We start from the raw sequence: 15,108 nt of genomic DNA, 5'->3' as shown, positions 1-15,108 counted from the left end.
TGATTCATTCGATATCTGACAGATGTGCCGACCAACGGTCGGCACCCACCAACAGCCGCCGTTGCCAGTAGATCCACGCCATGCGTGGATGATTCATTCGATATCTGACAGATGTGCCGACCAACGGTCGGCACCCACCAACAGCCGCCGTTGCCAGTAGATCCACGCCATGCGTGGATGATTCATTCGATATCTGACAGATGTGCCGACCAACGGTCGGCACCCACCAACAGCCACCGTTGCCAGTAGATCCACGCCATGCGTGGATGATTCATTCGACATCTGACAGATGTGCCGACCAACGGTCGGCACCCACCAACAGCCACCGCCCCGCCATCCCACGGAATGCAGGCATTTGACGTTGACGTTGATTCGGCAGGTGCAGGGCTGCAAGCCCTGCAAAAAAACACTCCCCCCTTACAACATCGGCTGCCGCGTCAGTCCCACCGGCCGTGCGTTGTCATCCATGTGCAGCGTCACCGCCTTCGCATGCATCAGCTGCTCGGCCAGCGCATCGCTCGCACCCAGTGCGCGGGCGATGTCCTGGCGGCTGGAATCCTCGCGCGGCGCACGCCGCTCCTTGCCACCAAACCGGAAACGGTTGTACTCGGCCCAGGCGATCAGCAACAGCGAGCAGCAGACCAGGATCACCGGCAGCGCGATCATCACGAACGGATCCACGTGCTGGCTGTGCTGGTACAGCTGCACGTAGGCCAGATGCCCGCCCAGCAGCCATGAAACCAGGGTCACCAGCGGTGCCCACAGGTAGAAATAGAAACCCCAGAACGCCAGGGTCACGAAGCCCCAGGCCGTGCGCTGCAGGCGCGGCTGCTGGCGCGACTTCTGGATCAACCGCGAATCGAAGCGGTTGGACGATTTTGTCTTGGTGGTGCCGCGGACGGTGCTCATCGGATCCCCCGGTCAGGGCTGACCCAGGTGGCACGCTTGCCGCGGCGCTTGAACAACGTCTTCGGCAACGCCACCAGGGTGGTGAAGAGGCTGATCAGCCAGTACGCCATGGGGTACCAGATGACCCAGAAGTAGTTGCGTCCAATGTGTGTTTCGTAACGACGATCGATGATCAGGCTGCTGGCGAACTGCAGCAGGCAGACCAGCGCCAGGATCACGCCGTGCCATTGCGGCAGCAGCGTGTCGATGTACAGCGGGGCCGGCAGCGGGATGAACTTGCCCAGCGCCCACAGCACCACGATCAGCAGCATGGTGTACGCCCAGAACACGCTGAGGATGTACTCCAGCAGCACGCCCCACATGCGCCGCTTGCGCCAGCTGAACAACGATGCGCCATGCCGCAGCAGCACTTCCACGCCGCCCTGCGCCCAGCGCAGGCGCTGCCGCCACAGGCCCTTCAGCGTCTCCGGCATCAGGATGAAGCACAGTGCGTTGGGTTCGTAGCGGATGTCCCAGTGGTCCAGCTGCAGGCGCCAGCTGATGTCGATGTCCTCGGTCACCATGTCGTCGGCCCAGTAGCCGATGCGGTGCAGTGCCGTGCGACGGAACGCGGCAATCACCCCGGACACAGTGAAGATGCGACCGTATACGCGCTGCGCGCGCTTGATCATGCCGATGATCGAGGAGAACTCGGCCACCTGCAGGCGGCCCAGCAGGGTCGAGCGGTTGCGGATGCGCGGGTTGCCGGTCACCGCGCCCACGCGCGGGCCGCTGGTCAGGTGCCAGACCATCCAGTGCATGGCGTACTCTTCCAGCATCGCATCGCCGTCGATGCACACCAGGTACTCCGAGCGCGAGGCCAGGGCGCCCATGCGCAGCGCATTGGCCTTGCCCAGGTTGCGGTCCAGGTGCACCACCCGCAGGCGCGGGTGCAGGGCGGCCAGTGCGTCCAGGCGCGCGCCGGTATCGTCGCTGCTGCCATCGTTGATGGCGATCAATTCGAAATCCGGATAGCGCTGCGCCAGCGCCGCGCCAATGGTGTCGTCCAGGTTGTCCGATTCGTTGTGGCAGGGAATCAGCAGCGTGGCGAACGGGTAGCTGTCCATCGGCGGCGGATCATTGCGCGGTCGCGACTTCCGCTCGCGCCGGAAGAAGTAGTAAAGGCCGCCTGACATCCAGAAGAACGCCATCACCATCGGGTAGAAGAAGGCGAACTGGAACAGGGCATACAGCCAGGGGCTCATGTCCATGTCACTTCTCCGGGTACGGGAAGTTGCGCGCGGACATCGCGGCGCGCGCGTCCGTGGTCGACGGCTTGTCGGCGATGAAATCGTCCGGGTACCACGCGAAATGGCGCACGCCCTGCGCCTGCAGGCGGCGTACCTGCGCGCGCAGGCGCTGGCCGCTGATCGGCGTCTGCGTGCGCCAGTCCACGGTCTGCAGCTCGAACAGCGTGTGCTTCAGCTCGGGGTCGTGCGCGCGCACGGCGGTGACCAGGCGGTCCAGCCAGCGCTCGGGGTGCTTGCTGCCTTCCATCCACGGCATCGCCATCAGCGCGGTACGGTCATAGGCGTGGTTGAACAGGTCCAGGCGCTGGGCGAACCAGCTGGCGCTCTGCGGTTCCAGTACCGGCTGCGCGTACAGGTTGCGCACGGTGCCCAGCTTCGGCCGCCAGCGCTGGGCGGTATCGCGCAGCTCCAGGGTGAAGTCGATCAGCGCCTGGGTGCGGCCGCCATCGGTGCCTTCCTGCGGCAGCTGCGCCAGTTCGGTGTCGCGCACATAGGCATCGTCATGGAACAGCAGGCCTTCGAAGTACGAGTTGATCGCCAGGTCTTCGTAGATGTCCTTGATGATCTGCCGCGCCTGCGGCTTGGTGAAGTCCAGGCGGTACATGCCGTCGCGTTCCGGGCTGGCGATGCCCAGCGCGGTGCGCTGTGCCGCATCGGGCAGCTCGTAGCCCAGCACTGGCAGCCAGGCGTAGACCTTCACCCCGGCGCGGGTCTTCAGCTGCCACGCCACGCGGTTGAACAGGTCCGCGCGCATCGGCATGTGGCGGTTGGGGAAGTACAGCGCGTCGGCGGTGTTGTTGCCATCGGGGTCGGCAAAGGCCTGCAGGTAGACGTGGGTCGGGCCCACCGTCTTGACGCGGTCGATCAGCTTGTCGAGGTTGCGTGCCAGCTGTGCCGGGTCCGGGTCGTAGACCGCATCCAGGTCGATCTGCAGGGCACGGGTACCATCCAGGCTGACATTGCGGCGCAGTTCGAAGGCGAGCGAGCTGACGTTCGGGTTGTTGGTCACCAGCAGGCGGGCCAGGCCATGCAGGTCGGAAGTGACCGGGGTGCTGCGGCCCTCCAGGTCGAACGACACCGGCATGCCCAGTTGTTCGGCGATATCGTTGCTCAGCTGGTTGTAGGCCGCATACGGCCACACGATGGCCTTCGGGGTGACGCCCAGTTCCTTCTGGATGCGCTTGACGCTCAGCGCGAGATCGTCGCGCAGGCGCTTTTCATACTGCTGCGTGGTCTCGTAGCGCTGCGTCTGCGGGTCGTAGGTGCGGGTGATCACCGCCGGGGTCTGGTTGCCCTGCGGGTTGGACTGCACGCCGTGGTGCTGGTTGTCGGTGTGGCTGGCCAGTTCGATCAGGCCACTGGCCTGCATTTCCCGCAGCTGGTCCCAGGTCAGGAAATCATCGTGGCCGAACGGGCGGTAGCCGTAGTCGATGGTGCGGCCCGGGGCCATGTCGACGTAGTCGGTGATCACCGCCACCAGCGCCGGGTAGTTGTAGGCGCGCAGCAGCGGGTAGACGCGGCTGTAGACGCTGCGCAGGCCATCATCGAAGGTCAGCAGGACCGGCCGCGGCGGCAGTTGGGCTTCGCCGCGCGAGGCCTTGATCAGCTGCGACAGCGAGATCGGGTGGTAGCCGTGCGCGCTGAGCCAGTCCAGGTGCGCAGCGAAGTTCTGCGTGCTGACCGCATAGGCATCGGCATCACCCTTCTCACGCACATCGTCGCGGATGTCGTGGTAGCTCAGCACCAGCAGGCCGTTGTCGGCCGAATCCAGCTCGCGCTCCTGGGCAGCGGCCGGCAGGGCCAGCAGCACCAGCCCCAGCAGCAGCACGGTCATCAGGTTTCGAAGCATCCGTTCCATCTCACTCTCCCCAGCGCAGCGCGGCATCGAAGCCGATGTGACGTTCACGTTGGCCGTCGTAGACCGGCCGCGACCAGCTCACGCCGTACTCCAGGATCCTGCCCTGGCCGAACTGCCACTCGTGGCGATAGGCCACCGTGGGGATGAGCGAACTGCCGAACCCTTCCTGCCAGTAGTCGCCCAGGGACACTGTCAGGCGGTGCCGGAAGTGGCGCTCGTAGTGGCGCCACAGCTGCTGGTCGATGCGCAGGCCGATTTCCACCGAGCGGTCACGCGAGGGGTTGAAGTAGGGCGCATCGTCGAGCGAACCGCGGCTGGTGTAGAGGCTGCCGAGGCCGTCGACCACCACGCGCGGGCGGGTCAGCAGGCGCTGTTCGATCGCGGTGTTCAGGGTCTCGCGGCGGTTGCCGTCGTCGTAGCGGAACTGGCTGCCACCCAGGCTCCAGTGCGTGCGCTCGTTGCGGGTGTAATCCACCGCCACCGCCACGCTGTCGGCGGTGATGCCCGACACGCGCGCCTGCATCGAGGCTTCCGGATCGTTGCGCGCGGCGGTCACGCCAGCGTGCCACTGGTCGTTGAACTGCCAGCCGAAGGCGCCGCGCAGGCCGGTGTCGCCGATGCTGTCGTTGGGTCGCAGCACGGCGGCCTCGGCATCGACGCGGCCGAAGCGGTAGCGTGCACCGGCGCCCATCCACAGCGGGTTGATCTTCTGGTCCTGGAAGGTCACCGAACGACGGTCAGCGAAGGCGAACAGGCGCCAGCGGTCGTCGAGGATCGGCGAGGCGACTTCGGTGCCGTAATGCAGGTCGTCGTTGCCCAGCGGCGAACTGCCGCCGCCGCCGGAACTGCGGCCGCCTTCCACCGTGGCCTGCAGCTGCCAGCCGCGGTGCGCGCGCCAGTCGCGGTCCATGCGCTGCACCGAGGGCTGGTTGGGGTAACGCTCGAGCAGATCGTCATGCAGCGGCCGGGCGAGGTCGTCGCGCTGCAGCTGCACGTAGGATTCGTACATGCCGATCCGCGGCGACACGTCGCGCGGGTCGAGGGTGTAGGCCATCTGGTGGCGCTCCAGCGCGCGGCGTGGCCAGCCGCGCATCTGGTAGACGCTGCCCAGTGCGGTCTGCAGGCCACCGTTGCCGGGCCCGACATCGACCAGGGCTTCCAGCTCGCGCTGTGCGGTGGGCAGATCGCCGCTGTAGGCGCGGATCATCGACAGGTTGAGGTCGGCCTCGTAGCGCGCCCAGTTGGCATAGGGGCTCTTGCCGCCGCCCCAGCGCCATCCCGGCTCATCCTTCTGCCATGCCCCCAGGTAGCCGATGGCCTTCTCGGCCTGCTCGGTCTCGAGGTAGGCATAGGCCAGTTCGGAACGCGACTGGAAACGCGAGGGATCGTTCTTCACTGCCGCTTCCAGCAGCGGAATCGCCTCGTCCGGGTGCTGGGTGGCCATCATCGAATCGCCCACTGCCGGCAGCACGTAGTCGGGCAGGGCATGGCCTTCCTGCTGCAGGGCCCGCGCTTCGTCGCGCACCTGGGCATGGCGTGACAGGCGGTTGAGCAGGATCAGGCGGTCCATGCGGATGCGCAGGGGCGCCTGCGCCAGCGGCTTGCCATCGCGCTGCACGTACTGCTCCATTTCCGCCAGCGATGCTTCGGCTTCGTCCAGGCGGCTGTCCTCGCTCTGGCCGTAGGCCAGGCTCCAGTTCACCCGCTTGGCGATGTAGTTCGCTTCCAGTCGTGCCTTCTGGTCGGCATCGAACAGGTCGGGCCGCGCCTGGTACAGGCGCCAGGCGCGGTCGGCGTTGCCGATATCGCCCAGGGTCAGAACCTGCAGCTTGTACAGCAGCGGATCGTTGGGCTCCTGCAGCTGCGAGCGCTCGATGGCGGCCAAGGCATCGACCCAGCGGGCCTGGTCACGGTAGTGGCCGATTTCGGCCAGCCGGTCAGCGCGGCTGGCGGCGGGTGGCGGCGAAGCGGCATGGGCCCCGAACGCCAGCGCGGCGCAGGCCAGGCCGACGCAGAGCGCCAGCGGACGGTGGACAATCATGAACCCCCCTTAGCATCCCTTCATCGATGTGCTGAAAGTGTGACGCACATCACATGCCAACTGTGCCTGGCCGTCTCCCAAGGTGGCCAGAGCCTGCCTTTACCGCTAAGACGCAATAGTCCCGCCAGACCGGTCAAGCTCATCGCAACTCCCTGACAACCAAACACTTTTTCAGGTCTATCAGCGGCGCCCAAGGCGTCCGCCGGGCGCCGCCGCGCCCTGACCCGGGGTCTGGAGCCGCCCAGAACGGCAGCCCCTCCGCGTCATGATTGGACACCCTACGTCAGCAGATGCCGAAGCGATGTGTAGAGTCGAGCTTGCTCGACTGCGTTTTGCCGGAACAGTCGAGCAAGCTCGACTTTACCCCGGCGGTGGTCTACCAGAGGTCTTCCAGCTTGCGCGGCTTGCACGCCACCCACGACGCGCCCAGCATCAGCGCCGCGCAGCCGAACAGGAAGCCGAACGGCAGTCCCCAGCCATTGCTGACCGTATGCAGCCAGCCCACCAGGAACGGCCCCAGGCAGCTGAAGCTGTAGCCCACGCCCTGCATGAAGCCGGACAGCGCCGCCGACCCGGTGGGGGTGCGCGTGCGCAGGTTGATCAGGGTCAGGGCCAGCGGGAAGGTGGACGGGCCCACGCCCAGCAGCGCCGCCCACAGCAGCGGCGCCTTCAGCGGTGCCAGCAGCAGGCCGGTGAACGCGATGACGAACGCGAAGAAGCCGATCAGCACCAGCGGGAACGGGTTCGGCAGGCGCACCGCCAGCGAGGGGATGACCAGCGACGGCAGCAGGCCCAACGCCGAAAACACCGCCACCATCACGCCACCGAACGCAGGCGTGGCACCGGCCTCGACCACGATGCGCGGCAGCCAGGTGAACATCGAATAGGTCATCAGCGAGGTCATGCCGAACATCAGCGTCATGCTCCAGCCCAGCGACGTGCGCCAGACCTTGCCGTGCGGCTGTGCGCTGGGGTCGCTGCTGTCCTGCACCGGCCGGGGCGCACGCTTGGCCAGCAGCAACCAGGGCAGGGCGGCGGCCAGGGCCAGCAGCGCCCACATGCCCAGCGACACGCGCCAGCCAGCGGCATTGGCCACCGGCACCGCCAGCAGCGCCGGGGTCATCGTGCCCAGCTGCAGCACGCTGATGTACAGCGTGCTCATCGTGCCCACCTTGTTGGCGAAGTAGCGCTTCACCAGCGGGGGCACCACCACGTTGCCGATGCCCATGCCGGCCAGCGCGATCACCGAACCGAGCAGCAGGGTGCCGACGTTGCCCGCACTGGAGCGCAGCAGCAGGCCGGCCATGGCCAGGGTCATCGCCAGCAGCGTGGTGCGCTCCAGGCCCAGGCGCCGGGCCACGGCCGGGGTCGTCACGCCGAACAGTGCGAACGAGGCCGTGGGTAGCATGCCCAGCACGCCGGTCATGGTGGTGCCGAAGCCGAACTGCTGGCCCAGCACGTCCAGCAGCGGGGTGATGGAGGTGACCGCCGTACGCAGGTTGACCGCCGCCAGCAGGATGGCAACGAAGGCCAGCAGGCGGCCATGCAGCAGCGAGGGTGAGGGCGAAGTGGGGGACGTCATGCGGGGGTCCTTGCAGGTGGCGCACGCCGCAACGTGGGCGTGCAGCGCCGCACCGGACAGTGCCGGTGAGGTGGGTGGGGGAAAGGTGGCCATTGTACGTGGCGCGATGCGCCCGGTCCTGCCGGCGCTGACTGTCGCGATCCGCACATCCTGATGTCCGTTGTCGCAGCACCCCGGAAATCCGCTCTGGTCCAGCGAATCCGTTGTGTTTCCAGCGTTTGCCTGGCGCACGCCCAGCCAACGGCAGGGCACGCTTCGCTGCGCTCCAGTGCAGGCTGTTTGCGCCATTGCTAGGTTCGGGCCGAATCCAGTACGGAAGGATGGTGGGGTGGCAAGGACGTTGATTGTGGTGGGGGATGCGACCAGCGGCGGGGGCCGGGTGATTACCGGTTCGCCTGCGACCGACATCGAGGGCAAGCCTGTGGCGCGGGTAGGTGACAAAGCCACCTGCCCCAAACATCAGGTCGTGGCCTCCATCGTCAGTGGTGATTCCACCCTGGTATTTGAGGGCCAGCCGGTGGCGCGTGACGGCGACAAGCTGTCGTGTGGGTGCTCGCTCATCGCCGGGCAGCAGTCCCTGGTGTTCGTGGATGCGGGCGGTGGCGGCGGCGCAGGCAGCGGGCCGGCGGCGCAGCCCACGCAGGCGGCGGGTGCGGTTTCACCCGCAGCGCTTGCGCCTGCCGCGCCGACGGCTGAAAAGGCGCCGGTGTGCGAGGCCTGCCTGTTGGCCGGTGCCCAATCCGGCGCAACCTTCCTGGGGCGCTGATGAACCGATACGCCATTGTCGATGCCGCAGCCTATGCCGATACGCCGAAAGCGCTGGCCTGGTACGCGCAGGACCTGCCACACCGCGCACTGCTTGCGCGCCAGCCCGAGGCCGCCCACGCATCCGCCGGCCCGTGGCTGCTGCAGTTGCCCGCACAGGCCCACACCCAGGTGGATGGATGGCTTCGCGCGCTGGAACGGGACAGGCCCGTAGTGGCCTGGCTGCGCAGCGACGCCGGCTTTGAGGCGGTGTACCAGCACCTGGAAACCTGCCTGGACCTGCGCCGCCCCAACGGCACGCTGGCACTGCTGCGCTACTGGGATGGCCGCGTGTTCCTGCGCCTGCAGGCCGCCTTCACCCTGCAGCAGCGCAGGCAGTTGATGGGCCCGCTGCGGCAATGGCGTTTCCAGATGCTGGGCGAGCGCTACACCCTGGATCGCGAAGCGCTGCATGCAACGGAGGCCGGCTGATGTTTGAGATTACAAAGGAACAGGAAGCCCTGCTGCGCCTGCCTGATCCCTCCACGTTCTTCCCGCTGTTGTGCCGGGAGATCCGCGCGGAGTACCCCCGCCAGGTCGGCCATCTGAGCGATGCGGCGCTGATGGACGACGTTGTGAAGAGCCATGACCACGCGGCCTATGTGCTGCGTATTACCCACCTGCCGGTGCTGGTGCGCTGGGTGAAGGCGGACGTGGCATGGGCGCGCGGTCTGCGGGCTGTCCCAGCAGCGGATATCTGGATGCGCAGCGCAAAGAACCCGAATCTGGCAGCGGCGGATCTGCTGTCGAATCTGGCAGGACACTAGGAGCAACGATGGGCACCAGAATCATCGGCCTGCGGCCTTGGCTTGGGCCCGGCATGGGAGGCGGTAACGGCAGCGTGGATGAAGACGGCAACCCGGTGGATCCCTATGGCGGGCCAACCACCGGTGACGTGGCCGACGGCATCCGCGATGTAGTGGGCGGTATCCAGCGGCGGGTGCGCGGTGAAGCCAAACCGGATGCGCGCGCTGAGCCGACGGCCAAGGCGCGGGAGGTGGACTGCTCGCAGATGCCCGACGAGACCGCGTGCAACGAGTGCCTGCTGAAGGAGGGGTTCATTGGTCCACCGATCACCCCGCGCTTCGTTACCCAAGACAATCTGATCAACTACGAGTACCAGCTGTACATTGCCAACCTGCGCTCGGCGCCGCTGCGATTTGGATTCATGGTGGCGGACAAGGCCGATCCAGATCGGCGGTTGTTCTCGGTGGATACACTGTTTGACTACCTTGAGCGCGACGGGTTCTCCCGTACCGTGCAGGAGTGGCACTTCAACGCCTGTGAGTTTGATGGCTTCTGGTTGAAGGACTGCACGGTGGTGGAGGCGAAGGGGAGGTATGAGCAGTTTCTGGATGAGAAAGGGAGGCCAAAGTACAACTTTGTGGAGGATGGTGTTTTTGTTCCCTTTAGGGACGAGATGATGAGACAGCGCGCTGCAATTGCTATTGCCGGTCCGCAAGCGAAGCTCTTGTGGTGTTTTATGCAGGCACGGACGATGCAAGCTGCCATCGCTCTTGGCCGTGTCGACCCCGTGATCTGCAGATACGAGCCCTTCTCGGGAGGAGGTCTATGATTATCGATGCGCAAACCAACTTCTGCACAACACCGGGGTCGCGATCACCGGAGCAGGTTCTGACTATGGCTGTGAACGTTACCAAGGGCCTGGCAAGGATTTGTCCTTCGATGACAGACTGGTACGCGCTTCCTTCCAGCCGGGAGGAGAAGACGGTGTCGCTAAAGGATTCAGAGGCGATCCTGATGAAAATGGAGAAAAAGATTGAAGGCCTTCGCACTCGATTTGGTGATTATGAAGAGCTCGGTGCCTCCATCATTCTGAGTAACGTTGACAACAATCGGGACTGGCGCAAGCCTGGGGTTGTAGTTCTTTCGTTGAATCCGAGAAACGGCTCTAGCTACTTTAGGATAAGTGGGATTGAGCCTTTCGGAGAAGCCGTCTCGTCGATCATGCTCAACGCGATGATTTGCTTGGTAAAGGAGGTGAAGCCTGCGTTCGCCTGCACGGACGTCAAAGCCGAAACTCCCGATAAGGGCCTTGTGGCCTATCAATTTGACCGGCGCCTGTATCAACACCGGGAATTCTTCGGTTGGATGGGCTTCGTGCCCGCGCAGATCGCCCACGCGCAGATATGCGACGCGAATGCCGTCCACCCGATTGATGGCCTGGGTACGGTCATCGTCTCGGTTCCAGGCGTATTCGATCCCTGCGATGACGCGCAGGTAGAGCGAGTTCACCGCGTCGAAATGGATCTAGCCAGCCACCACCTGTTGCCGGTGACCGATCCTCACTCCAAGGGCTGAGCACAACCACGGCCAGTCCTGACCCTCGCGCGAAGCGTCGCCACCGCGCGCAGGGTGACGTAATCCGCACGTCCCCCATCTTGCCGCGCGGCACAACGTCGCTTGCGGCTTAACATTGCCAAGCCTTTGCGCCCCTAGGTTCTGGACGCCCGCAGACGCTGTGCAACAATGTCGCGAATCGTACGAATTGTTGCAGTGGCGCGTTTGCCCATTGGCACATCGTGCGTTGGCGTTTACACCTTCGCATGCCACCGGAAAAGGGTGGCCGGGACTGCAAAACCCGAGCTGACTTGTTGTATACGCTTGCCAGCCGGCGTCGCTTCGCGCGGCGCCGGCTGGCATTCCGTTCGCGTTCCATGGCGGGCGGTGCGTGGGGGTGTGCGCAAGCACATCCGCCCGAACGAAGTCAGCCGGGTTTTTGCAGCCACGTATCGCCCGCCGCTTTTCTGCGGCGGCTTCACTGTTTTCCTTGCATGGAGAATGCCCATGAAGACGTCTGATACTTCCTTCCCGCCCACCGGTCACGCGCCGGCCAATGCCGATGTGGCAGGCGAGCCCATCACCTTCGTCGCGCAGTTGCGTGGCATCGACAGCGGCGGCGCATCCGATGGCCGCCCCTGGCCAGAGCGGCAGCTGGCCCCAGGCCGGCGCATCGCGCTGGCCGATCTGGATTGTGCGCTGGTGGGGCTGCGCACCGTGCATGACATCCTGCTGGCGGCCGAGCGGGCGCGGCAGGATGGCGGGCCGGACCAGGATGTGGGCGAGCGCATCGTGGAGGGGCTGATGCAGGCCTGCCGGGCGCTGGCCATGTATGCCAGCCTGAACGTGCGGCCCTGCTGAAGGAACGCGGCGGGGCAGGGCGGCTCCCTTGCCCCGTTGCAGGCCCGGGCGACAGGCACAAAAAAACCCGGAGGACTGTCGTCTTCCAGGCTTCTTGGTGACCACCAAAGTGGTCGGGGAGACAGGATTCGAACCTGCGACCTCTACGTCCCGAACGTAGCGCTCTACCAGACTGAGCTACACCCCGAAGGGAGCCGCCTATTCTATCCATTCACCCCGATGGCGGCAAGGGGTAAATGGTGTTTCTTCACACTGCCGAAGCAATGGAACCCTTCAGGGAACAAAAAAGCCTGGAAGACTTCACCAGGCTTCAATGCGACCACCGAAGTGGTCGGGGAGACAGGATTCGAACCTGCGACCTCTACGTCCCGAACGTAGCGCTCTACCAGACTGAGCTACACCCCGAAGGAGCCGCCTAAGATACCGTGTGAAGGCCAAGGCGGCAAGGCTTTTTTACAGCTCAGCGACTGTTTTCTTTCTCGAGGCGGTTCCGCTCGCGCGATTCGAACCACATGCCGTTGAGGATGGCCACGGTGGAGGCCAGGCCAGTGCCGAGGATCCAGGCGAAATACCACATGCTCGTATCTCCTTCGTTCGGGGCATGTGCCGGCCGTGGCCGGCACAGAGTGCTCATGGTGGGTGCCGACCGTTGGTCGGCACGAATGCAATCCATCAATACGCGTTCGGGTTGTCGCCCATCTCTTCAACCGTCGTCTTGCCCTTCAGCACGCGGTACACCCAGGTGGTGTAGGCGAGGATGATCGGCAGGAAGATGGCCGTGGCCAGCAGCATGATCCACAGCGTGAGGTGGCTGGACGAGCTGTCCCAGACGGTCAGGCTGGAGGTGGGCTGGCTGGAGGACGGCAGCAGGAAGGGGAAGATGGCGAAGCCGACGGTGAGGATGATGCCGGCGATGGAGGCGCCCGAGGCGATGAAGGCCAGGCCGCCGCGGCGTGCACGCAGCAGCACCGCACTGGCCAGCGCCCCCAGCAGGCCCAGCACCGGGAACACGATCGTGGCCGGAATGCTGCTGTAGTTGCGCAGCCAGCCACCGGCAGCGGTGCCGATCGCTGCGGTCTTCAGCAGCGGGTTGGTCGGGCCATCGGTCACCACCTGCGAGGTGATCTGGTAGCCGGGCAGGCCGAAGGCCACCCAGACGCCCGCCACGGCGAACAGCACGAAGCTGATGAGCGCGGCGATGCTGCCGTAGCGCGCGGCACGTTCGGCCACCGGGCCGTCGGTCTTGATGACCAGCATGGCCGCACCGTGCGACACCAGCATGGCCACGCTGACGAGGCCGGCGATGAGCGCGAACGGCGTGAGCAGGCCGAAGAACGAACCGGTGTAGGTCACGCGCAGGGTGTCATCGAAGTGGAACGGCACGCCCAGCAGCACGTTGCCCACCGCCACGCCCGCAATCAGGCCCGGCAGCAGGCCACCCACGAACAGCACGCGGTCCCAGTTGTCGCGCCAGCGCTTGGACGGCATCTTGCTGCGGTACTTGAAGCCGACCGGCCGCAGGATCAGGCCGAACAGCATGGCAAACACCGCCAGGTAGAAGCCGGAGAAGCTGACCGCATACAGCGGCGGCCACGCGGCGAAGATCGCGCCGCCCCCCAGCACCAGCCAGACCTGGTTGCCTTCCCAGACCGGGCCGACGGTGTTGATCACCAGCCGGCGTTCTTCATCGGTTTTCGCCACGAACGGCAGCAGGGTGCCAACGCCGAGGTCGAAGCCGTCCATCACCGCCCAGCCGATCAGCAGGATGCCGAGCAGCAGCCACCAGATCACGCGGAGCGTGGTGTAATCAAGTGCAATGAATTCCATCTGGATTCTCCTGCCTCAGGCCTGTCCGGCAGCGGCTGCAGTGGGGGAAACAGGCCGGATGTCAGCCTGCAGCGTCGGCAGGATGTCGTCCGGGCCGGTGCGGATCGCCTTCAGCATCAGCTTGATCTCGATGATCAGCAGCACCGTATAGAGCGCGGTGAACACCGCCAGCGTGGTCAGGATTTCATGCAGGGCCAGGCCCGATGCCGCGTAGAAGGTGGGCAGCACGCCATCCACCGCCCACGGCTGGCGGCCGTACTCGGCCACGAACCAGCCGCATTCGATCGCGATCCACGGCGCCGGCAGGCTCCACACGGCCAGCCTCAGGAACCAGCGCTTGTCCTGGAAGTTGTTGCGGCAGGAGTAGTAGAACGCCAGGGCGAAGAAGGCGATGAGGTAGAAGCCCAGGCCCGCCATGATGCGGAAGGTCCAGAACAGCGGTGCCACGCGCGGCACGGTATCCATCGCCGCCTTGGAGATTTCCTCCGGGGTGGCGTTGAGGATGTCCTCGCGGTAGCGCTTGAGCAGCAGGCCGTGGCCCAGGTCCTGCCAGTGGCGGTCGAACATCTCGCGCGCCTGCAGGTCGGTCTTGTCCTTCTTGATCCGCTCCAGCGCGCCATAGGCGATCTGGCCACCGCGGATGCGGTGCTCGGCGCGCTCCACCAGTTCCAGGATGCCGGGAATCGGCTGGTCCAGCGAACGGGTGGCGATCAGGCCCATCAGGTACGGGATCTTGATCGCGTAATCGTTCTGGTGGGTGGCCTGGTTGGGAATGCCGAAGGCGGTGAAGTCGGCCGGCGCACGCTCGGTTTCCCACATTGCTTCGATCGCGGCCAGCTTCATCTTCTGGTGCTCGCTGGCGGCATAGCCGCTCTCGTCACCCAGCACCACCACCGACAGCGAGGACAGCAGGCCGAAGGCGGCGGCCACCGCGAACGAACGGCGGGCCATGTCCTTGTGCTTGTTGCGCAGCAGGTACAGGGCGCTGATGGACATCACGAAGATGGCGCCGGTCACGTAGCCGGCACTGACGGTGTGCACGAACTTGGCCTGTGCCACCGGATTGAGCAGCACGGCGGCGAAATCCACCACTTCCATGCGCATCGTGTCCGGGTTGAACACCGCACCGGTCGGGTTCTGCATCCAGCCGTTGGCGATCAGGATCCACACCGCCGACAGGTTGGTGCCCAGCGCCATCAGCCAGGTGACGGTGAGGTGCTTGACCGGGCTCAGGCGCTTCCAGCCAAAGAAGAACAGGCCGATGAAGGTAGCTTCCAGGAAGAACGCCATCAGGCCTTCGATGGCCAGCGGCGCACCGAAGATGTCACCCACGTAGTGGCTGTAGTACGACCAGTTCATGCCGAACTGGAATTCCATCACCAGGCCGGTGGCCACGCCGATGGCGAAGTTGATGCCGAACAGCGTGCCCCAGAACAGGGTCATCTGCCGCCAGACCTGCTTGCGGGTCATGACGTACACGCTCTCCATGATGGCCACCAGGAAGGACAGGCCAAGCGTGAGCGGGACGAATAGGAAGTGGTACATCGCGGTCAGAGCGAATTGCAGCCGCGACAGTTCTACGACTGTCTGATCAATCATGGCCTGGCTACCTCGTGGATAGTGCCGTTGCGGGTGG

14 protein-coding genes and 2 tRNA genes are annotated in these 15,108 nt (G+C 65.3%); 6 read left to right on the top strand and 10 right to left on the bottom strand.

All coding sequences use genetic code 11. The features are described 5' to 3' along the window. Positions 1-417 precede the first annotated feature (417 nt). The 5 genes from pgaD to QMZ26_RS11930 form a co-directional block, all read right to left on the bottom strand. Positions 418-909, bottom strand: a complete 492-nt coding sequence (pgaD, locus tag QMZ26_RS11950) for a poly-beta-1,6-N-acetyl-D-glucosamine biosynthesis protein PgaD (protein WP_108747038.1) — start codon at positions 907-909, stop codon at positions 418-420. Further along, positions 906-2,159 (bottom strand): poly-beta-1,6-N-acetyl-D-glucosamine synthase, encoded by a 1,254-nt coding sequence (gene pgaC, locus QMZ26_RS11945; RefSeq protein WP_283221566.1) that lies wholly within the window; start codon positions 2,157-2,159, stop codon positions 906-908. The genes pgaD and pgaC overlap by 4 nt, the downstream gene beginning before the upstream one ends. A 1-nt stretch (position 2,160) precedes the next feature. Further along, entirely contained in the window at positions 2,161-4,056 is a 1,896-nt protein-coding gene (pgaB, locus tag QMZ26_RS11940; protein ID WP_283221565.1) for a poly-beta-1,6-N-acetyl-D-glucosamine N-deacetylase PgaB, read from the bottom strand. 1 nt (position 4,057) lies between these two features. After that, positions 4,058-6,097, bottom strand: a complete 2,040-nt coding sequence (pgaA, locus tag QMZ26_RS11935; protein WP_283221564.1) for a poly-beta-1,6 N-acetyl-D-glucosamine export porin PgaA — start codon at positions 6,095-6,097, stop codon at positions 4,058-4,060. 376 nt (positions 6,098-6,473) lie between these two features. After that, complete coding sequence (locus QMZ26_RS11930) at positions 6,474-7,679, bottom strand: MFS transporter (protein WP_079222507.1); 1,206 nt, start codon at positions 7,677-7,679, stop codon at positions 6,474-6,476. Positions 7,680-8,007: 328 nt separating this feature from the next. On the opposite strand from QMZ26_RS11930, the gene QMZ26_RS11925 reads away from it, so the two are divergent. The 6 genes from QMZ26_RS11925 to QMZ26_RS11900 all read left to right on the top strand — a co-directional run bounded on the left by QMZ26_RS11925 (position 8,008) and on the right by QMZ26_RS11900 (position 11,645). After that, a complete protein-coding gene (locus QMZ26_RS11925; RefSeq protein WP_283221563.1) occupies positions 8,008-8,445 on the top strand; it encodes a PAAR domain-containing protein in 438 nt (145 codons plus the stop codon). Then, positions 8,445-8,915: a DUF4123 domain-containing protein gene (locus QMZ26_RS11920; RefSeq protein ID WP_283221562.1), complete on the top strand. Its 471-nt coding sequence runs from the start codon at positions 8,445-8,447 to the stop codon at positions 8,913-8,915. The genes QMZ26_RS11925 and QMZ26_RS11920 overlap by 1 nt, the downstream gene beginning before the upstream one ends. Continuing rightward, positions 8,915-9,250, top strand: coding sequence for a hypothetical protein (locus QMZ26_RS11915; protein WP_283221561.1), 336 nt, complete (start codon positions 8,915-8,917; stop codon positions 9,248-9,250). Before QMZ26_RS11920 ends, QMZ26_RS11915 begins: the two co-directional genes overlap by 1 nt. Positions 9,251-9,258: 8 nt before the next feature. Next, positions 9,259-10,059, top strand: coding sequence for a Tox-REase-5 domain-containing protein (locus tag QMZ26_RS11910; RefSeq protein WP_283221560.1), 801 nt, complete (start codon positions 9,259-9,261; stop codon positions 10,057-10,059). Next, entirely contained in the window at positions 10,056-10,805 is a 750-nt protein-coding gene (locus QMZ26_RS11905) for an Imm52 family immunity protein (protein WP_283221559.1), read from the top strand. Before QMZ26_RS11910 ends, QMZ26_RS11905 begins: the two co-directional genes overlap by 4 nt. 486 nt (positions 10,806-11,291) lie before the next feature. Further along, a complete protein-coding gene (locus QMZ26_RS11900) occupies positions 11,292-11,645 on the top strand; it encodes a hypothetical protein (RefSeq protein ID WP_079222504.1) in 354 nt (117 codons plus the stop codon). A 110-nt stretch (positions 11,646-11,755) separates the two neighbouring features. Here QMZ26_RS11900 and QMZ26_RS11895 read toward each other — a convergent pair. The 5 genes from QMZ26_RS11895 to QMZ26_RS11875 all read right to left on the bottom strand — a co-directional run bounded on the left by QMZ26_RS11895 (position 11,756) and on the right by QMZ26_RS11875 (position 15,071). Further along, positions 11,756-11,832, bottom strand: a tRNA-Pro gene (locus QMZ26_RS11895). 141 nt (positions 11,833-11,973) lie between these two features. Further along, a tRNA-Pro gene (locus tag QMZ26_RS11890) sits at positions 11,974-12,050 on the bottom strand. Positions 12,051-12,105: 55 nt separating this feature from the next. Beyond that, entirely contained in the window at positions 12,106-12,222 is a 117-nt protein-coding gene (gene cydX, locus QMZ26_RS11885) for a cytochrome bd-I oxidase subunit CydX (RefSeq protein ID WP_079222503.1), read from the bottom strand. Positions 12,223-12,317: 95 nt separating this feature from the next. Further along, the gene (gene cydB, locus QMZ26_RS11880; protein ID WP_283221558.1) at positions 12,318-13,472 is read right to left on the bottom strand and encodes a cytochrome d ubiquinol oxidase subunit II; all 1,155 of its coding nucleotides are present in this window, start codon (positions 13,470-13,472) and stop codon (positions 12,318-12,320) included. 15 nt (positions 13,473-13,487) lie between these two features. After that, complete coding sequence (locus QMZ26_RS11875; protein WP_200733708.1) at positions 13,488-15,071, bottom strand: cytochrome ubiquinol oxidase subunit I; 1,584 nt, start codon at positions 15,069-15,071, stop codon at positions 13,488-13,490. Positions 15,072-15,108: the final 37 nt, after the last annotated feature.

The organism is Stenotrophomonas sp. PFBMAA-4 (assembly GCF_030053215.1).
In the GTDB taxonomy this organism is placed as follows: Bacteria; Pseudomonadota; Gammaproteobacteria; order Xanthomonadales; family Xanthomonadaceae; genus Stenotrophomonas.
This window is presented reverse-complemented; position numbering and strand designations above follow the sequence as displayed.